At 59.5% G+C, this 19,268-nt stretch carries 13 protein-coding genes; 9 read left to right on the plus strand and 4 right to left on the minus strand.

Annotated features, from left to right (window positions below; genetic code table 11):
• Positions 1-9: 9 nt before the first annotated feature.
• From asnB to ADH66_RS13120, 3 genes are all read right to left on the minus strand, one after another.
• The gene (gene asnB, locus ADH66_RS13110; protein ID WP_066539851.1) at positions 10-1,590 is read right to left on the minus strand and encodes an asparagine synthase B; all 1,581 of its coding nucleotides are present in this window, start codon (positions 1,588-1,590) and stop codon (positions 10-12) included.
• 63 nt (positions 1,591-1,653) lie between these two features.
• Positions 1,654-3,408, minus strand: coding sequence for an ammonium transporter (locus ADH66_RS13115; protein WP_066539849.1), 1,755 nt, complete (start codon positions 3,406-3,408; stop codon positions 1,654-1,656).
• A 130-nt stretch (positions 3,409-3,538) separates the two neighbouring features.
• Positions 3,539-5,629 (minus strand): glutamine synthetase III family protein, encoded by a 2,091-nt coding sequence (locus ADH66_RS13120; protein ID WP_066539846.1) that lies wholly within the window; start codon positions 5,627-5,629, stop codon positions 3,539-3,541.
• Between the two features lie 320 nt (positions 5,630-5,949).
• Between ADH66_RS13120 and ADH66_RS13125 the strand changes: the two genes are divergently transcribed.
• The 5 genes from ADH66_RS13125 to ADH66_RS13145 are packed head-to-tail and all read left to right on the plus strand — an operon-like array spanning position 5,950 to position 11,089.
• Entirely contained in the window at positions 5,950-7,044 is a 1,095-nt protein-coding gene (locus tag ADH66_RS13125; protein ID WP_066539844.1) for a class II glutamine amidotransferase, read from the plus strand.
• Positions 7,044-8,549, plus strand: a complete 1,506-nt coding sequence (locus ADH66_RS13130; RefSeq protein WP_066539837.1) for a glutamate synthase-related protein — start codon at positions 7,044-7,046, stop codon at positions 8,547-8,549. Before ADH66_RS13125 ends, ADH66_RS13130 begins: the two co-directional genes overlap by 1 nt.
• A gap of 1 nt (position 8,550) precedes the next feature.
• Entirely contained in the window at positions 8,551-9,264 is a 714-nt protein-coding gene (locus ADH66_RS13135; protein WP_066539833.1) for a GltB/FmdC/FwdC-like GXGXG domain-containing protein, read from the plus strand.
• Between the two features lie 13 nt (positions 9,265-9,277).
• Complete coding sequence (locus tag ADH66_RS13140) at positions 9,278-10,483, plus strand: glutamine synthetase family protein (protein WP_066539830.1); 1,206 nt, start codon at positions 9,278-9,280, stop codon at positions 10,481-10,483.
• Positions 10,484-10,510: 27 nt separating this feature from the next.
• The gene (locus ADH66_RS13145) at positions 10,511-11,089 is read left to right on the plus strand and encodes an ANTAR domain-containing response regulator (RefSeq protein ID WP_066539827.1); all 579 of its coding nucleotides are present in this window, start codon (positions 10,511-10,513) and stop codon (positions 11,087-11,089) included.
• A gap of 33 nt (positions 11,090-11,122) precedes the next feature.
• On the opposite strand, the gene ADH66_RS13150 is transcribed toward ADH66_RS13145, so the two are convergent.
• A complete protein-coding gene (locus ADH66_RS13150) occupies positions 11,123-12,388 on the minus strand; it encodes an L-cysteine desulfidase family protein (RefSeq protein ID WP_236757041.1) in 1,266 nt (421 codons plus the stop codon).
• A gap of 457 nt (positions 12,389-12,845) precedes the next feature.
• On the opposite strand from ADH66_RS13150, the gene ADH66_RS13155 reads away from it, so the two are divergent.
• From ADH66_RS13155 to ADH66_RS13170, 4 genes are all read left to right on the plus strand, one after another.
• The gene (locus ADH66_RS13155; RefSeq protein WP_066539819.1) at positions 12,846-13,409 is read left to right on the plus strand and encodes a TetR/AcrR family transcriptional regulator C-terminal domain-containing protein; all 564 of its coding nucleotides are present in this window, start codon (positions 12,846-12,848) and stop codon (positions 13,407-13,409) included.
• 153 nt (positions 13,410-13,562) lie between these two features.
• On the plus strand, positions 13,563-14,963 hold the full coding sequence (locus tag ADH66_RS13160; protein WP_066539811.1) for a radical SAM protein: 1,401 nt from the start codon (positions 13,563-13,565) through the stop codon (positions 14,961-14,963).
• A 40-nt stretch (positions 14,964-15,003) separates the two neighbouring features.
• Positions 15,004-17,115, plus strand: coding sequence for an efflux RND transporter permease subunit (locus ADH66_RS13165; protein WP_066541951.1), 2,112 nt, complete (start codon positions 15,004-15,006; stop codon positions 17,113-17,115).
• On the plus strand, positions 17,112-19,262 hold the full coding sequence (locus tag ADH66_RS13170) for a hypothetical protein (protein WP_066539808.1): 2,151 nt from the start codon (positions 17,112-17,114) through the stop codon (positions 19,260-19,262). The genes ADH66_RS13165 and ADH66_RS13170 overlap by 4 nt, the downstream gene beginning before the upstream one ends.
• Positions 19,263-19,268: the final 6 nt, after the last annotated feature.

Here is a 19,268-nt window from a genome sequence, read left to right on the forward strand (position 1 = left end):
TGCTCCCCCCTATTCCCCGCTGGCCCCGTAGTTTGACAGCACCCGGGCCGAGGGGTCGTCCACCCTGCAGCCCTCCCACTGGGGGTTGGGCATCCAGAACCCCTCTATGAGCTGCCCCTGGCCGGGGTAATACTTTTCAAACAGCTCCCGGTACAGCAGCGATTCTTTTGTAAAGGGCCGGGCGTGGGCATACGCCCGGCTCCTATCCTCAAGCTGGGCTTCGGTATAGAGGCCCTCCGCGTACTCCTTAAGATAGTCCACCATTGAGTGGCCCACCGCGTCGGAGAAGGCGGCCTTTTCCCGCCACAGTATCTCTTGGGGCAGTAAATTTTCCTCTGCAAAGGCCTTTCTTAAAAGATACTTGCCCTTATTGTATTTGTTCAGCTTCTTCTCCGGGTCGACGGACATGACGTACTCCACAAAGTCCAGGTCGCCGAAGGGTACCCGGGCTTCCAAAGAGTTGACGGAGATACAGCGGTCGGCCCGGAGTACGTCGTACATATGCAGCTCGCGTATGCGCTTCTGGGACTCAAGCTGAAAGGCTTCGGCGCCGGGGGCGAAGTCGGTGTATTTATACCCGAAAAGCTCGTCGCTTATCTCCCCGGTGAGGAGCACCCGGATATCCGTATGCTCGTGTATATATTTGCACACAAGGTACATACCCACGCTGGCCCGGACGGTGGTGATGTCGAAGGTGCCGAGAAGCGCAATAACCGTCTCCAGAGCGTCCAAAACGTCCTCTTTTGTGATGATGACCTCGGTGTGGTCGCTGCCGATGTAGTCCGCAGCTTCTCTGGCGTATTTCAAATCTATAGCGTCCCCGCTCATGCCGATAGCGAAGGTGCGTATGGGAGTTTCGCTATAGTGTTGGGCTATGGCGCAGACCAGAGACGAATCCAGGCCGCCGGAGAGAAGAAAGCCCACCTTCGCGTCGGACACCAGCCGCTTTTTCACCCCGGTAATGAGCTTGTCGTGTATATTTTTGCAGACTATATCTATATCGTCATGGCAGGTCCGGGTGGTGATGGACACGTCCCTATAGCAGACAAACTCGCCGCCTTTATAGTAGTGCCCCGGCGGGAACGGGCGTATCTCACGGCAGAGGCCCACCAAATCCTTGGGCTCACTGGCGAAAAACACAGCGCCGTTGTCCCCCACGCCGTAGTATAGGGGCCGGATGCCGATAGGGTCCCGGGCGGCTATATACTCCCCTGTGGAGCCGTCGTATATTACGCAGGCGAATTCCGCGTCCAGCAGCCTGAACATCTCCGTGCCGTACTCCCGGTAGAGGGGCAGCAGCACCTCACAGTCGGAGCCGCTCTTGAAAAAATATTTCCCCGAGAGCTGCTCTTTGAACTTCTCGAAGCCGTATATCTCGCCGTTGCAGACCGCATAGCTGCCCTCAAGCTCAAAGGGCTGCATACCCTCGGGGCTGAGCCCCATTATGGCCAGCCGGTGAAAGCCCATAAGCCCGCCGCCGGTATCGATAAAGCGGGTGTCGTCCGGGCCCCGGGACAGGCTGCGGTCAAAGCACTCCCTGACCCTTTCGGGACTGGCGCAGGGGCCGCAGCAGGTGATTATCGAGCACATATGATATCCCTCCGTAAAGCGGGACGGGCGGGGTCAGAACGGCCCCGCTTCCCGCATGGTATTTTATTCCACGTCCTGCAAGGCGTCATAGCCGGTCTCGCCGGTGCGCACCTTTACTACCTCCTCAACGTCATACACGAATATCTTGCCGTCGCCGATATGGCCGGTATAGAGAGCCCTCTTGGCGGTCTCTATCACCGAGGTTACCGGCACCTTGCTCACAACGATATCCACCTGTATCTTGGGCAGCAGGTTGGCCTCCACCTGCACGCCCCTGTAATACTCGGGCTTGCCCTTCTGCACGCCGCAGCCCAGCACGTGGGAGACGGTCATGCCGGTTATCCCCAGGGACATCATGGCGGACTTCAGAGACTCGAAGCGGCTCTCCCGGCAGATTATCTCTATCTTGGTGAGCTTCGGTACGCCCTCTGGAATTACGGTGGGCTCCTTCTTTATGGGTATGGCCTCCGCCGCCGGAATATCGCCGGTCACCGCCAGCGCGCCCTCATAGCCGTAGTCAAGGCTCTCCACCGCCGGGGCGAAGTCCGCATAGGCGCTCATAAGGCCGTGCTCGGTGCTGTCAAGGCCCTTTATCTCCTCCTCGGGCTCCACCCGAAGGCCCACGGTCTTTTTTAGGATAACGAAGGTGACGGTCATGAGCAGGGAGGTCCAGGCCAGTATCGCTATTATGCCCAGAGTCTGCACCCCCAAAAGGGTGGGGTCGCCGGTGTAGAACAGGCCCCGGAGTCCCGCCGGTGCGCCGGGGTTAGCAAGAAGCCCCACGGCTATGGTGCCCCATACACCGTTTGCCAGGTGCACGCCCACCGCGCCCACCGGGTCGTCGATGTGCAGCTTCAAATCCAGGAGCTCAACCACCACTACTACCAGGACACCGGAGACTATGCCCACTATGGCAGAGCCCAGGGCGTCCAGGGCATCACAGCCGGCGGTTATGCCCACAAGACCCGCAAGGGAGGCGTTCAGGCACATGGACACGTCGGGCTTGCCGTTCTTTATCCAGGTGTACAGCATGGTGGTTACGGTGGCCACGGCGGGGGCTATGGTGGTGGTCAGAAAGATGGACGCAAGAGAGGTGTTGTCCCAGGCCGCCGCGCCGTTAAAGCCGTACCAGCCGAACCAGAGGATAAAGCAGCCGAGAGCCCCCAGGGTGATGGAGTGGCCGGGTATGGCGTTGACCTTCTTGACCTTGCCCTCTTTGCTCTTGATGTACTTGCCAAGCCGGGGACCCACCATGATTGCCCCGATAAGGGCCGTCACCCCGCCCACGGAGTGTATGGCCGCGGAGCCCGCGAAATCGTGGAAGCCCATGTTTACCAGCCAGCCCTGGCTGTTCCAGACCCACCCGGCCTCGACGGGGTAGACAAACAGGGATATCACCCCGGAATATATGCAGTAGGACACGAACTTTGTGCGCTCGGCCATGGAGCCTGAGACTATCGTGGCCGCCGTGGCGCAGAACACCAGGTTAAAGACAAAGCTGGAGGCGTTCGTCTCGATAAAGCCGGTGAAGTCGCTGAAAATGTCCAGGTTCGGTATACCGATAAAGCCCATCACATAGTCCTCGGCCATCATCAGACTGAAGCCCAGAAGTACAAACACCACCGTGCCTATGCAGAAGTCCATCAGGTTCTTCATGATGATGTTGCCCGCGTTCTTGGCCCTTGTAAAGCCGGTCTCCACCATGGCGAAGCCCGCCTGCATGAAGAAGACCAGGGCCGCGCCGATTAAGAACCACACTCCGAAAACCTGCGTGCTGACTGTCTCTGTCACCAGGGATACAATCTCCTGTGTTCCCATGATATCCACTCTCCTTATTTAATTGAATGCTATACGCTTAACTTGTTTTGCAGCACGTAGGAGTTTCCCGGTGCTTTTGCGGAGCAAAAGACGGCCGCTTCGCGGACGAGGGAAACTCCGGACATACTGTTCAGCGCACGCTGAACAGTATGTCTCCGTAACTGGGATAGGGCCAGAACTCCTTTGCTGTAATGGTCTCCGCCCGGTCGCAGACCTTCCGCAGCTCCTCCATGCGCCCCAGTATCGCATCACGGACCGCGCAGCTCTGCTCCTCCACCGTGCCGGACAGGGCGCTTACGGCCTCCTCCAGAAGGTCCGCGCGGCGGGCGATCTCCCCGGTAAGGGTGGAGAGCTCCTTCACAAGGCCGGTCTCATAACCGCTGTCAAGGCCCATATCCAGGGCCTTCTTCTGGGCGATACCCTCCATGAGCTTCATGGTATAGCTCTCCACCGCCGGGGCTATCTGCCGCCGGGCCATGCTCACCATGGTGTTGGCCTCGATGGTGACGGTCTTGACATAGTTCTCCAGCATTATCTCACAGCGGGACTCCAGCTCCGCCCGGCTGTAGACCCCGTGGGCAGTAAGCATGGTTACGTTCTTCTCGTCCAGCAGGTGTGGCATACAGTCGGCGGTGGTGCGGTAGTTGAGAAGACCCCGCTTCTCGGTGGCCTCCTTTATCCACGCGTCGTCATAGCCGTTGCCGTTGAAGATTATGTTCTTGTGGTCCTTTATGGTCTTGCGTATCATCTCGTGCAGGGCAGTCTCAAAGTCCTCTGCCCCCTCCAGCCGGTCGGCGTAGATTTTCAGGCTCTCGGCCACGGCGGAGTTCAGCATGATGTTGCAGCAGGCGATGCTGTTGGCGGAGCCCAGCATACGGAACTCGAATTTATTGCCGGTGAAGGCGAAGGGCGAGGTGCGGTTGCGGTCGGTGGTGTCCCGGTTAAACTTGGGCAGCACATCCACCCCCAGCTTCATCTGGGTCTTTTCCGCCCCCATATAGGGCTCGCCGGTTTCTATGGCCTCCAGCACCGCGTTCAGCTCGTCGCCCAGGAATATGCTCACCACGGCGGGGGGCGCTTCGTTGGCCCCGAGCCTGTGGTCGTTGCCGGCGGTCGCCACGGTGATGCGCAAAAGGTCCTGATAGTCGTCCACGGCCTTTATCACCGCACACAGGAACAAGAGGAACTGGGCGTTCTCATAGGGGGTCTCACCGGGGGACAGCAGGTTCACGCCGGCGTCCGTGGAGATGGACCAGTTATTGTGCTTGCCGCTGCCGTTTACCCCGTCAAAGGGTTTCTCGTGCAAAAGGCACACAAGGCCGTGCTTTGCCGCCACCTTCTGCATTATCTCCATGGTCAGCTGGTTGTGGTCTGTGGCTATGTTGGTGGTAGAATAGATGGGGGCCAGCTCATGCTGGGCGGGGGCCACCTCGTTGTGCTCGGTCTTGGCTAAGATCCCCAGCCTCCAGAGCTCGTCGTTCAGCTCCTCCATATAGGCCGCCACCCGGGGCTTTATCACGCCGAAATAGTGGTCGTCCATCTCCTGGCCCTTGGGCGGCTTCTTGCCAAAGAGGGTTCGGCCCGTAAAGCGCAGGTCCGGGCGTTTGTCGTACATCTCCCGGGTTATAAGGAAATACTCCTGCTCCGGGCCCACACAGGTGCGCACGCACCTTACGTCCTTATTGCCGAAGAGCTTCAAAATGCGCAGGGCCTGGCGGTTCAAGGCCTCCATGGAGCGCAGCAGCGGGGTCTTTTTGTCCAGGGCTTCGCCGCCGTAGGAGCAGAAGGCCGTGGGTATGCAGAGGGTCTTACCCTTTATAAAGGCGTAGGAGGTGGGGTCCCAGGCGGTATAGCCCCTGGCCTCGAAGGTGGCTCTAAGTCCGCCCGAGGGGAAGGAGGACGCGTCCGGCTCACCTTTTATCAGTTCCTTGCCGGAGAACTCCATTATTACGCCGCCGTCCGGGGAGGGCGATATAAAGCTGTCGTGCTTCTCGGCGGTGACGCCGGTAAGAGGCTGGAACCAGTGTGTATAGTGTGTGGCCCCCTTTGATACCGCCCAGTCCTTCATGGCCGAGGCCACCGCGTCGGCCACGCCCGGGTCCAGCCTTGTGCCCCTCTCAATGGTCCTGTGCAGGGACTTATATACACCCGCAGGCAAACTGGCCTTCATCACCCGGTCGTCGAACACCCTGCTGCCGAAATATTCCTGTACCTTCTGCATAACACAAATCCTCCCGAATTAAAGAATAAGGCAAGGGCGTCTCCGGCGGCGCTCCAGATACGGAGCACCCTCGGAAAGACGCCCTTGCCTTTACCGTGACCCATTATACGCCGGGCCCGCCCGTTTGTCAACCCCGTTTTGCAATATTTTTTCAGTAAATTTCATTTTGACATAAAATATACGGATATTTTCAAATTAGCCCTTGACATTTTGCAACAAGCGGCATATAATAATTGCAGATGAGCAAGGGCGTTCATTTCGGGGCGGGAGTATTCCGCCCTAAAATGGACGCCAATTATTTTGGAAGGGACGAGTAAGCTATGGAAACAGAAGGTCAGGTGCGCATACCCTCGGGGTGCGCCATAGCGGCGGTCATATCAAAGGCGGGGCGCGGTATGCCCGGCAGCATAGTCTCCGAGGCCATGCGCCCCATGCACGAGCGCTCCAACGGCTTGGGCGGCGGCTTTGCCGGGTACGGCATCTATCCCGCCTACCGGGACTTCTACGCCTTGCACATGTTCTTTGACTGCCGGGACACCCGCAAATCCTGCGAGGCCTTTTTAAAGGAGAGCTTCGAGCTGGTGCAGTCGGAGCTGATACCGACCCGGAGGATACCCTCCATAACCGGCGAGCCAATTATCTGGCGGTACTTCGTGGCCCCCCTCCCCTCTGTGCTTAAAAGCTTGCAGTTGGACGAAAAGGAGTTCGTAGCCCGGACGGTAATGAGGATAAACGCCGAAATACCGGGGGCCTTCGTGTTCTCCTCCGGGAAGAATATGGGGGCCTTCAAGGCCGTGGGCTACCCCGAGGACGTGGGGGAGTTCTACCGCCTTGAGGAATACTCCGGCTACGCCTGGACGGCCCACGGACGGTACCCCACCAACACCCCGGGCTGGTGGGGCGGGGCCCACCCCTTCACGCTGCTGGACTGGTCGGTGGTCCATAACGGGGAGATATCCTCCTATGACGCGAACCGGCGGTATATTGAGATGTTCGGCTATAAGTGCACACTTCAGACAGACACCGAGGTCATTACATATATGATGGATTACCTTCTAAGGGTCCAGGGGCTCACCTTGGAGGAGGCCGCCGGGGTAATCGCCGCCCCCTTCTGGAGCACCATAGGGCGCAAGGCGGACGCGGCGGACAGGGAGAAGCACCTCTGCCTGAGAAAGATGTTCCCAAGCCTTTTGGTCACCGGGCCCTTCTCCATTGTGCTGGGCTTCACCGGCGGGCTGATGGCGTTGAACGACCGGCTGAAGCTGCGCTCCATGGTGGTGGGCGAAAAGGACGACAGGGTGTTCGTCGCCAGCGAGGAGGCCGCTGTCCGGGTCATGGAGCCGGAGGCGGAAAACCTCTGGGCCCCCTCCGGGGGAGAGCCAGTGATAGTCCGCGTAAAGGAGGGGGCGTACTGATGGGCATAGACTTTATCTACCCGGAATATGAGGTATTGAGGGACACCGTAAGATGCATTGGCTGCAAGGCCTGTATAAAGCAGTGCTCCCACGGGGTGCACGCTATAGATGAAAAAAGCGGCGGGCTTATGGCGGAGGACGCGAAATGTGTCAACTGCCTGCGCTGCGTAAGCTTCTGCCCCAAAAGGGCGTTAAAAATAGTACGCTCTGACTGCGCGCCCATGGGCAATATAAACTGGCGGGAGCGCACTGTCCACGAGATATATAAGCAGGCCGGGACCGGCGGGGTGCTGCTGTCCTCCATGGGGAGTCCGAAGGAAATGCCGGTCTACTGGGACAGGCTGCTGCTGAACGCCTCCCAGGTGACGAACCCGCCCATAGACCCCCTTAGAGAGCCCATGGAGACCAGGGTATTCCTGGGCCGGCGCCCCGGCCGGGTGCGCAGAAACCCCGACGGCTCTCTTGATACCGCCCTGCCGCCCATGGTGGAGCTCTCCATGCCGGTGATGTTCTCGGCCATGAGCTACGGCTCCATAAGCTATAACGCCCACGCGGCGCTGGCAAGGGCCGCAGAGGAGCTGGGCCTTGTGTACAACACCGGCGAGGGCGGGCTCCACGAGGATTTCTATAAGTATGGCGGGAACACCGTCGTGCAGGTGGCCTCCGGGCGGTTCGGGGTCCATGAGAGGTACCTGAACGCCGGGGCGGCTATAGAGATAAAGATGGGCCAGGGGGCCAAGCCCGGCATCGGCGGGCACCTGCCGGGGACGAAGATAGTTGGGGACGTGTCCCGCACCAGGATGATACCCGAGGGCTCGGACGCCATCTCCCCCGCCCCGCATCATGACATATACTCCATAGAGGACCTTAGACAGCTGGTCTTCTCCTTAAAAGAGGTCACGGAGTACAAAAAGCCGGTGATAGTGAAGGTGGCGGCGGTGCACAATATAGCCGCCATAGCCAGCGGCATAGCAAGAAGCGGCGCGGACATCATCGCTATCGACGGCTTTAGGGGCGGCACCGGCGCGGCTCCCACACGGATAAGGGATAACGTGGGCATACCCCTCGAGCTGGCTTTGGCCGCTGTGGACCAGCGGCTCCGGGACGAGGGCATACGCGGCAGCGTCAGCCTTGTGGCGGGGGGCAGCATACGCTCGGCCGCCGACGTGGTAAAGGCCGTGGCCCTGGGGGCGGACGCGTGCTATATCGCCACGGCGGCAATGCTCGCTATGGGCTGTCACCTCTGCCACACCTGCCAGACCGGGCGGTGCGCCTGGGGCATAGCCACCCAGGACCCGGAGCTGGTAAAACGTCTGGACCCGGATATGGCGGCAAAACGGCTTGTAAATCTCATGACCGCCTGGCGGCATGAGATAAAGGAGCTCATGGGCGGCATGGGGATAAACTCCATCGAGGCGCTAAAGGGCAACAGGCTAATGCTCCGGGGGGTGGGGCTTACCCAGAAGGAGCTGGACATCTTAGGCATTAAACACGCGGGGGAATAATATGCAGACGATAAATATAGAGGGCCTGGGCTACCGAGAGATAAACGAGGGTATCCGCCATACGCCCGCCTGTAAGCTTACCGGCTGCCGGGGCCAGAGGTTCCTCGGCGCGGGCATGGGCTTTGGGGAGCTCATAATAGAGGGTATTCCCGGGAACGCCCTGGGGGCTTACCTCAATGGCGGGAACATAACTGTTCTTGGCAACGCCCAGGACGCGGTGGGTGACACCATGAACGCCGGGGAGATTATTGTCCACGGCAGCATAGGCGACGCGGCCGGCTACGCTATGCGTGGCGGCAGAATTCTAATCAAGGGAGAGGCCGGGTATAGGGCCGGTATACACATGAAGGCCTATGAGGACAAGGTCCCCGTGATGGTCATCGGCGGCAGTGCCGGCAGCTTCCTGGGGGAGTATCAGGCGGGGGGCATAATAATTGTGCTGGCCCTGAAGGGCGGCAGGCCGGTGGGCAACTTCCCCTGCACCGGTATGCACGGCGGTAAAATGCTGCTGCGCGGGGACTGCGGGGATATCGCCCTCCCGGACCAGGTGACCGCAAGGCCCGCAGGGCAGGAGGATATTGCTGAAGTTTCTGAGCATATCAGGGCCTTCTGCGAAACCTTTGGGTATGATATGGACGAGATTATAGAGGGTCCCTTCACCCTCATTACCCCCGACAGCAAAAACCCCTATAAGCAGATGTATGTGATGAACTGAAAGGAGCGCTCCCATGAAATACACCCAGGACGAGGTAATGCAGTTTGTGCAGGAGGACGACGTGAAGTTTATAAGGCTGACTTTCTGCGACGTGTCGGGCCGGCAGAAGAACATCTCCATACTGCCGGGAGAGCTTCAAAGGGCCTTCCAGAGGGGCATACCCTTCGACGGCTCGGCCCTCCCCGGCTTTGGTGACGAGGCCTGCTCGGACCTGCTGCTGTACCCGGACCCCGATACCCTGATGGTCCTGCCCTGGCGGCCCGAGCACGGCAAGGTGGTGCGTATGTTCAGCCGGGTCAGTCTGCCGGACGGGAGGGATTTTCCCGGCGACGCCAGGAGTCTGCTTCAAGAGGCTGTGGCGGAGAGTGAAAAGCTGGGCCGCAGCTTTTACTTCGGGGCCGAGCAGGAATTCTACCTTTTCAACCTGGACGATAGGGGCGAGCCCACCCTTGAGCCCTATGACTGGGCCGGGTACATGGACATCGCCCCAGAGGACAGGGGCGAGAATATACGCAGAGAGATATGCCTGACCTTAGAGCAGATGGGCATCGTCCCGGAGAGCTCCTACCATAAGGAGGGGCCGGGGCAGAACGAGATAGACTTCCGCTACTCCGACCCCATCACCGCCGCGGACAACGCCATGACCTTCCGCACGGTGGTGAAGACCGTGGCAAGGCGCAACGGGCTCTATGCCGACTTCTCCCCAAAGCCCCTGCCCGATAAGCCCGGGAACGGCTTTCATATAAATATGTCCGTGCGCTCGGAGCAGAGCGGGGACGATATCTGCTATATGATAGCCGGGGTCCTTGATAAGGTGCGGGAGATGACGGCCTTTTTAAACCCTGTGGAGTCCTCCTACGCCCGCTTCGGGCAGTTCAAGGCCCCCCGCTATATCTCCTGGTCCGGCGAGAACCGCTCCCAGCTGGTGCGCATACCCTCGGGCTCCGGGCAGTACCGGCGCGCCGAGCTGCGCTCCCCCGACCCGGAGGCGAACCCCTACCTTGCCTTCGCGCTCATAATCCACGCGGGGCTCTACGGCATCAGGGAGCGGCTGGACCTGCCCATGGTGGCAAACCTGAATCTGTACAAGGCCCCGCCGGAGGTCCTGGCCCTATACGGCCAACTGCCCGGCAGCTTACAGGAAGCCAGAAAGCTTGCCCTGGAAAGCGCCTTTATACAGGCACACCTGCCCGGGTGCATACTGAACAGCCTGCGGTGACGGCTTTGACGAAAAGGGGGGTAAGATATGGGCCTGGAGGAAAGGGCATACAGTATGCTGGTGATATCCGGCGGCGATAAATTCAACCGGGCGCTTGAAGGCTTCGTGCCCAGCGCCCTTCTCCCTCATATCCAGTTTGCCGGGAGCATAAGCGAGGGCCGCCGGGTTTTAAACGAGCGCGCCTTTGACTTTGTGCTGGTGAACTCCCCTCTGCCCGACGGCACTGGGGTGGGCTTTGCCATTGACGTCTCGGCGGCCCCGGAGAGGGTGGTGGTGCTGATGGTGAAGGCCGAGCTCCACGGCGGCGTATACCAGAAGGCCGCGCCCCACGGTGTGTTCACCCTTCAAAAGCCCCTGTCCCGGCCCGGCATGGACCAGGCCCTCAGGTGGATGGTCAGCGCCCGGGAAAAGCTCAGAAGGGTGGAGAAAAAGAGCCTGTCCCTGGAGGAGAAAATGGCGGAGATACGCCTGGTGAACCGGGCAAAGTGGGCCCTTATAAATGAGCGCGGCATGGACGAGCCGCAGGCCCACAGGTATATTGAAAAGCTCTCTATGGATATGTGCGTCACCCGGGGCCAGGTGGCCAGGAATATCCTGGGGGATTAAAAGGTCCGGGTAAATTTCTTTACCCGGACCTTTTTAGTCACACCGCTCCGTCATTATCCGAAGAATGGTCTTGTCGGTCTCGCACATACCCTCTTTCGCCAGCATTCCTATATTGGCGATAGTGTCGTCCACCCCGTGGGTCACTATGCCGTCGCCGCTCTTAAATTCCTGGCTGGCCTTGTACATATGATAGCCAAGTATCCCCGCGTCCACGCTGGCGGCTATCTTCGCGGCGCAGGAGGGCTTGGCCCCGTCACAGATGGTGCCGCTGATTATGGCAACGGCGTTTACAATGGTGTGGGCCACGGCGGTAAAGCTGCCGTCCAGCATATAGGCTATGCCCGCCCCGGCCCCCACGCCCGCGCTCACCGCTCCGCAGTAGGCCGAGAGCCTTCCTATGCCGCTCTTCTGCTGTATGGTCACAAGGTCGCTGACCAGCAGGGAGCGGTACAATTTCTCCCGGTCAAAGCCGTAATGCTCCGCGTACTTTGCCACCGGCACGGAGGCGGTAATGCCCTGGTTGCCCGAGCCTGAAAGTATCACCACCGGCAGCTCGCAGCCGCTCATCCTGGCGTCGCTCCCGGCGGCGGCCCAGGCCTTGGCTTCGGTCTTGATATCCTCGGGGTAGTTCTCAAGGAGCACCGAGCCGATATTGGCCCCCCACTCCCCTTCTATACCCTCCCGGGCTATGGCTGTGTTGCAGCTCACCTGCTGCTCCAAAAGGCACTCCACCTCGGAGAGGTCCACCGTATCCGCAAACTCTATTATATCCTCCACCCGCATAAAGCCCCTGTCGGTCATGCTGTCGTCCGGGGAGTCGCTGGCGGGCTTTTCAAGGAGCACCCTGCCGTCCAACTCCTCACGGACGATGTTGCTGTGGCTGTTGGCTATCTGCACAAGGGCCCTATGCCCCCCGGCCCGGCCTGTAAGGCATATGTCCAAAAGCCGCGAGGTCTCGGCGCAGGCTATGTCTATAGGCACACGCTCCATATACCTCTCTATCTCCGGGTGCTTTTTCTCCGGCACACAGGCTATCACCTGTAACCTAAGTTCAGCGTCCCCGGCCACTACGCCCGCGGCTATGGCGGCCTTTATGCCCTTTTTTCCGCCGGTATTGGGCACCACCACGCTTTTCACGTTCTTGATGATGTTCCCCGAAACTCTCGCCTCTATACGCTCAGGCACGGCCCCCAGCACCTGTCTGAGCCTTGCCGCGCAGTAGGCAAGGGCGATGGGCTCCGTACAGCCGGTGGCAGGGACGAGCTCCTCTCTGAGAATGGATATGTACGCGTTTTTCATATTTTCGGTGAGCATGGCTTTTCTCCTTTTTTGTGCTGTAATGGCTCCGCACTTCTAAAATATATCCGGGATATTTCGCCGTTTATGGTTATAATTATACCATATCCGCCCGCCTTTGACAACATAATAAATTGGACTTTGCTCAAAAGGCCGAAAGGTTGTTAAAATAAAAAGCACATAAAATTCATTGACAGTTCAGAAAATCTTAATAATTATAGGGTACTATAACATCGTGGCAGGCAGAGCCACAGAAAGACTCTTTTTCATCATATCCTCATTTTTAACTCCTTACTTCCTCTTTAAAAGAAGAGTCCCCCGGCAAAGTCGGGGGACTCTTCTTGCGCCCACTTAAAAGTTCCCCCGTACCCTTGCGATTTTCAGGCGGATATGCTATACTGGAGCCAATAAAGGTATGGGGCCGCAATACCTCATATCATAAACCAAGAAGGAGAACAGAATGCGCCATACCACGAAAGAAGCCCTTGCCGAGGCTTTTGAGGGCCTGCTGGAAAAACGGAGCATCGACAAGATAACCGTCAAGGATATTGTGACCGAGTGCGGCGTGAACCGTCAGACCTTTTACTATCATTTCCGGGATATCTATGACCTGATGGAATGGGCGCTGGTGAAGGTCATTGAAACATATGCCGGCCCCAATTTTTCCGTAGATAAGGATTGGCAGGAACAGATAAAGCAGCTGTTTCATCTTTTCTATCTTCACCGCACGGTCCTCCTGCATGGCTACGACGCCACCAACAGGATGCAGTATGAACGGGTAGTTATCAAGTGGGTGACCCAAATGATGCGCGGGCGGATAGATACCTATCCCCAGGCGGCCCAGGTGCCGGAGGAGAAAAAGGAGTTTATCTCCATGGTCTATGCCCGGGGCTGCGCGGGGTTCCTCCTGGAGTGGGTAGAGGAGGGTATGCCCGACGAGCGCCATGTCCGGCTTGACGACTATTTTATAATGATAGACGGCAGCATCGGCCATGTGCTGGATAAGTTCAGGCAGTCATCATAGTCTATACAAATTTCCTTATTTGTAATATTTTTTTACAAAGCAGCGTCTCTGTCTATTTTTACGACAGGGGCGCTGCTTTGTCGGTTGTTCCCGCCTATCTGTACCGCTATAATTATATTCATAAAACTCCCCACAACATCAGGAGGTTATAATATGGATACGTCAAACAAAATAGTGCGTTATGGACTTAAAAAGGCTTTCGGCTACCTTGAGCGGGACCCGGAGGAGAACCTGCCAAAGCTAATGGATTGGGTGGACCGCTTCGTCCCCGAGGGCGACCGGGGTTTCCCTGTCCAGCGGGCGGCATTTCGGAAAGTCATCGAGGACCCGGACTGCGCTCTGCACAGGCTCGTGTACCGCGTCTTTACAGAGACGGACAAGGACGTGCTCAAGGCCACCTTTGAGAACTTCATCATCAACGGAAATCTGGTGGGCTGGCCCCGGCAGGAGGAGCTGCGGGAGGAATACGGCTGCAATATCCCCTGGGCCCTCCTGCTGGACCCCACCTCGGCCTGCAACCTGCACTGCACCGGCTGCTGGGCGGCGGAGTACGGCAACAAGCTGAACCTGAGCTTCGACGAGATCGACTCTATAATCACCCAGGGCAAGGAGCTGGGGGTGTACATCTACATATACACCGGCGGCGAGCCCCTGGTGCGCAAGGACGACCTTATAGCTCTCTGCCGCAAGCACAGCGACTGCCAGTTCCTATGCTTTACCAACGCCACCCTTATTGACGAGGAATTTGCGAACGCCCTGCTGGACGTGAAGAACTTTATCCCCGCCATCAGCGTGGAGGGCTTCGAGAGCGCCACCGACGGCCGCCGGGGCCCTGGCACCTATCAAAAGGTGGTAAAGGCCATGGCGCTGTTAAAGAGCAAGAAGCTGCCCTTCGGCATAAGCTGCTGCTATACCAGCCAGAACTTTGAATCCATCAGCAGCGACGAATACTTTGACCAGATGGTGGAATGGGGCGCGAGCTTTGTTTGGTACTTCCACTATATGCCCGTGGGCAACGACGCCGTCCCCGGCCTGCTCCCCACCCCGGAGCAGCGGGAGTATATGTACCGCAAGATCCGGGAGGCCCGCACCACAAAGGCCATCTTCGCCATGGACTTCCAGAATGACGGAGAATTCGTGGGGGGCTGTATCGCCGGCGGGCGCAGGTATCTCCATATCAACGCGGGCGGCGACTGCGACCCCTGCGTGTTCATACACTACTCCAACGCCAATATCCGGGACATGAGCCTTCTGGACGTGCTGCGCTCCCCCATCTTCATGGCCTATCACGACGGCCAGCCCTTTAACGATAACCACCTTATGCCCTGCCCCATGCTGGAAAACCCGGATAAGCTGCGGGAGATGGTGGAGAGGACCGGGGCCCACTCCACAGACCTACAGTCGCCGGAGAGTGTGGAGCACCTATGTGAGAAGTGCCGGGAGTACGCCCATAATTGGGAGCCCGCGGCGGAAAGGCTGTGGGAGTGCTCCTGCCAAAGGAAGCGGGAGCGCCAGACGGAAGCCGGCGCCGAAGGCCATAAGCTGGCGGTTTAAGCATAGATGGTAATCCTATAGAGAAAGGTCAGATGTGATTTTGGAAAAGCTTGCACGCGGTATTGTCCGCCGCCGGAGGCTGGTGCTGGTTCTGGCGGTTCTTCTGCTGATACCGGCCCTGCTGGGCGCGGCGGCCACCCGCATAAACTACGACATACTCACCTACCTGCCCCCGGAGCTGGACTCCATGCTGGGGGAGCAGGCGCTGGAAAACGACTTCAACCTGGCCTCTACCGGCATGATAACGGTGGAGGGTATGCCCCTTGGGGAGCTGCTGGACATGAAGGCACAGATGGAACAGGTGCCCGGAGTGGAACAGGTTTTCTGGCTCAGCGACATAATTGACCCGGCCCTTCCCCGGGAAATGCTCCCCGAAGGTATACAGAAGGCTATGTACGGCGAGAACGCCACCCTGATGCTGGTGCGGTTCTCCGAGCCCTCTGCCAGCAAAAGCACCATGGACGCAGTGGCGGAGCTCAAAGGCCTCTTGAGGGAGCACAGCTTTATGGGGGGAATGAGCGTCATACTTCAGGACACAAAGGCCCTGGTGGACCAGGAGATGCCCCTGTATATTCTCTGCGCCGTGGGCGCCAGCCTTTTAGTGCTGTTTTTGGCCATGGAGAGCACGCTGGTGCCGGTGCTGTTTATGATAGGGCTGCTGTTCCCAATACTCTACAACTTCGGCACCAACTACTTTTTGGGACAGATAAGCTATATCACCCAGGCGCTGTCCACCGTCTTGCAGCTGGGCGTGACTATGGACTTCTCCATCTTCCTTTTGCACCGCTACGAGGAGGAAAAGCTGCGCAGCACAGATAAGGAGCAAGCCATGGCCACTGCCATCGTAAACACCTTTTCGTCTATCACGGCCTCCAGCCTTACCACCATCGCGGGCTTTCTGGCGCTGTGCACCATGCGCCTGACCCTTGGCCGGGATATCGGCATAGTCATGGCAAAGGGCGTGGCGCTGGGGGTCGTCTGCACCGTCACCATTCTTCCGTCGCTTATCCTGACCTTCGACAGGGCCGTGGAAAAGCACCGGCACCGGGCGGTCATACCCCAGCTTAAAAGGGTGAGCCAATTCGTCACCCGGCACCCAGGGCCTATCCTGGCGGTCTTCCTGGTAATAACGATCCCCTTCACCCTGGCCCAGAGCAAGACCGATGTATATTACACCCTGTTTGACAGCCTGCCCCAGGACCTTACCGGCATTGTGGGAACAAACAAATTGAAGGAGGATTTCGGCATGACCACCTCCCACTTTATCCTGGTGGATAAGGATATGAGCGACGAGGACCTGAAGACCCTGTGCAAGGATTTAGAGGGAGTGGAGGGAGTCACCCAGGTGGCCTCTGTCAGCGAGCTGCTGCCCGCCGGCTTCTCCACGGATATGCTGCCGGAGGACGTAGCCCAGCTGGCCCAATCCGGCGGGAGAAAGCTTATCCTGGCCAACTCCGCCTATAAGAGCGGCACCGGCGAACTGACCGCCCAGTTAAAGGAGATGGACGGCCTGATAAAGGCCGCCGATCCCTCCGGGGTCATCACCGGCGAGGGGGCCATGACCAAGGACCTTATTGAGATTGCCGATATAGACTTCGCCCATGTGAACGTGGCCTCCATCGCGGCGGTATTTCTTATCATACTGCTGACCTTCCGTAGCGCCTCCATACCGGTGCTGCTGGTGGTCTCCATAGAAAGCGCCATCTTTATAAACATGGGCCTCCCCTACTTTACCGGCACGCAGCTGCCCTTTATCGCCAGCATCGTTATCGGCACGGTGCAGCTGGGGGCCACGGTAGACTACGCCATACTTATGGCCACGCGCTTTAGGGAGGAACGGCAGAAGGGGCTGTCCCCCAAAGAGGCCGCGCAGGTGGCCTGCCGGTATTGCAGCCAGAGCATCCTCTCCAGCGGCCTGACCTTCTTTGCCGCCACCATCGGCGTGGCCGCCATCAGCCGCATGGAGCTGCTGAAAAGCATCTGCCTGCTGATCTCCAGGGGCGCTCTCATCAGTATGTTCGTCATCATCGTCCTCCTGCCCTGCCTGCTGCAGCTTTTGGACCCGCTTATCCGCCATACCACCCTTCACTGGCTTGGTAAAAGGGAGAACTCGGGAGGACAGTCAGCCATAGAAAGGAAGGAACTTGTATGAAAGCTTGGAAACGTGTTGTAAGTATTGGTATCTCGGCCCTGATGGTAATGGGCTGCGCTCTGCCGGCCCTGGCCGCGGAGGACATTATAAAAAAGGAGGAAACAGTGTACGTGGTGCTGGAGCCGGACGGCTCTGTGCGCAGTCAGACGGTGAGTGCCCACCTGCACAAGGAGGACGGCCTCTCGGGCGTTGCCGACCGCTCCACCCTGACAGGCATTGAGAACACCCGCGACGCCACGGCCTTCACCCAAGAGGGCGAGGAGCTCCACTGGGACACGGAGGGGACCGACGTTTACTATAAAGGGGAGTCCAGCCAGAACGCCCCCATCAGCGCCGAAATAGCCTATGAGCTGGACGGAGCAAAGACCGCCCCGGAGGAGATGACGGGAAAAAGCGGCCGCGTAAAGCTTACCATAAAGCTTGTGAACAACGAAACCGGCACAATACAGGTTGACGGCAAAACCCAGCCGGTGTGCACGCCCTTTGTCACCCTGGTGGCGGCGGTGCTGGGCGAGGGGTGGACAGAGGTTTCCGCCGACCACGGCAAGGTCACCGGCGCGGGCAATACCCAGGCCGTGGGCTTTGTGTGCCTGCCGGGGGTGCGGGAGTGCCTGGAGGAGATCGGGTCCGATAATCTTGCGGAGCTGGAGGACCATCTGCTGGACGAGGTGAGCATAGAGGGCACCGTGACAGATTTTGTCCTGCCGGATATTATGATTGCCTGCGCCACGGACGGAGAGACTCTAAGAGAAAACGGTTTCTCTGGGCTGGAGAAACTGGAGGACCTGGACGGCGGCATGGAGGGCCTGCGCCAGGGCATGGAGGAGCTTCTGGACGGCGCGGACCGGCTGGCAGAGGGCGCGGCGGCGCTGGAAAGCGGAGCGGCCGAGCTGCTGGCCGGGGTCAGCGCACTGTATGACGGCGGCGTACAGCTGCAAAGCGGCGCGGCCAGACTGCAACAGGGCGCTCACGACTTAAGCAGCGGCGCGGCCAGGGCCAGGGACGGCGCGGCGGCTCTTCAAGCGGGGGCCGACGGCTTGGCGGCGGGCCTGTATGACCTGCAAAACGGAGCGGGGTCCTTATACAACGGCTACAGCCAGCTAAAGGGCGGGGCCGACAGCCTTGCGGCGGGGCTCGGCACTCTGCAAAGCAAGGGGCCAGCTCTGGTAGACGGCGTTGGCCAAATCACCGGGGCGGTGGGCAAACTGTATGAAGCCGCCGGGCCGGACAGCGCGGTGATGGCCGGTGCGCAGGCCTTTGGAAGCTCCCTTACCGGCGCGGCCTCCGCCGGGGCCGGGGCCGTGGCAAGCCTGCCCGACCCCAGCGTCTTTGCCCCGGACGAGGCCCACGCCGCCGACCCGGCATATCAACAGCTGCTGGCGGCGTATACCGGCGCGTACAGCGCGGCCGGGACCATGGCCGGGGGACTGGCGGAATTGGACGGCGGCTATGCCCAGGTGCTGGGCGGTCTTCAGCAGGTGAGCGCTGGCGTTGAGTCTCTACAGGCCGGGGCCAACGGAGCCCAGGGGCTTGCCGCCGGGATAACCGCCTACACCCAGGGCGTGGCGGACGCGGCAGCCGGCGCGGCACAGCTTCAGGGGGGCATAGGCCAGCTGGGGGCCAGTCTGCCCGCTCTGACCGGCGGGGTCGACCAGCTTATTGCCGGGTCCAACCAGCTTTCCGCCGGGGCGGGCTCCCTGTCCCAGGGCAGCGCGGAGCTGGCCGACGGCGCGGCACAGCTCGCAAAGGGCACGGACGACCTGGCGGCGGGAGCGGCCGGACTGCTGGAGGGGATACAGGCCCTGGCAGGCGGCGCGGGCTCCCTCCACGACGGCACCGTTGAGCTCCGCGACGGCGCGGAGCAGCTGCAAGAGGGCCTGGGCCGGTTTGACTCCGAGGGCATAAGCAAGCTGACCGGGGCCACAGAGAAGCTGCCCGCGCTGCGGGCGGTCACAAAGTCCATGCGGGAGCGCGCCGAGGACTACGACAGCTTCGCCGGCGCGCCCGAAGGGAGCGAGACAACCACGAAGTTCGTTATGAAAACCGTCTCCGCGCCCCAAACAGAAATCACTCAAGAGCCTGCCCCCCAGGGGGAGAAGCAGGAGCACGAAAACCTGTGGGAGAGAATTGTGGGGCTTTTTAAATAACTTTAG

Source organism: Acutalibacter muris (assembly GCF_002201475.1).
Classification (GTDB): Bacteria; Bacillota; Clostridia; order Oscillospirales; family Acutalibacteraceae; genus Acutalibacter; species Acutalibacter muris.

What these genes read in the sequence shown, in the direction of transcription:
- asnB (WP_066539851.1), bottom strand. Translation starts at nt 1,590, where the DNA reads ATGTGCTCGATAATCACCTGCTGCGGCCCCTGCGCCAGTCCCGAAAGG.
- ADH66_RS13125 (WP_066539844.1), top strand. Translation starts at nt 5,950, where the DNA reads ATGGAAACAGAAGGTCAGGTGCGCATACCCTCGGGGTGCGCCATAGCG.
- ADH66_RS13130 (WP_066539837.1), top strand. Translation starts at nt 7,044, where the DNA reads ATGGGCATAGACTTTATCTACCCGGAATATGAGGTATTGAGGGACACC.
- ADH66_RS13155 (WP_066539819.1), top strand. Translation starts at nt 12,846, where the DNA reads ATGCGCCATACCACGAAAGAAGCCCTTGCCGAGGCTTTTGAGGGCCTG.
- ADH66_RS13140 (WP_066539830.1), top strand. Translation starts at nt 9,278, where the DNA reads ATGAAATACACCCAGGACGAGGTAATGCAGTTTGTGCAGGAGGACGAC.
- ADH66_RS13160 (WP_066539811.1), top strand. Translation starts at nt 13,563, where the DNA reads ATGGATACGTCAAACAAAATAGTGCGTTATGGACTTAAAAAGGCTTTC.
- ADH66_RS13170 (WP_066539808.1), top strand. Translation starts at nt 17,112, where the DNA reads ATGAAAGCTTGGAAACGTGTTGTAAGTATTGGTATCTCGGCCCTGATG.
- ADH66_RS13135 (WP_066539833.1), top strand. Translation starts at nt 8,551, where the DNA reads ATGCAGACGATAAATATAGAGGGCCTGGGCTACCGAGAGATAAACGAG.
- ADH66_RS13150 (WP_236757041.1), bottom strand. Translation starts at nt 12,388, where the DNA reads ATGAAAAACGCGTACATATCCATTCTCAGAGAGGAGCTCGTCCCTGCC.
- ADH66_RS13145 (WP_066539827.1), top strand. Translation starts at nt 10,511, where the DNA reads ATGGGCCTGGAGGAAAGGGCATACAGTATGCTGGTGATATCCGGCGGC.
- ADH66_RS13115 (WP_066539849.1), bottom strand. Translation starts at nt 3,408, where the DNA reads ATGGGAACACAGGAGATTGTATCCCTGGTGACAGAGACAGTCAGCACG.
- ADH66_RS13120 (WP_066539846.1), bottom strand. Translation starts at nt 5,629, where the DNA reads ATGCAGAAGGTACAGGAATATTTCGGCAGCAGGGTGTTCGACGACCGG.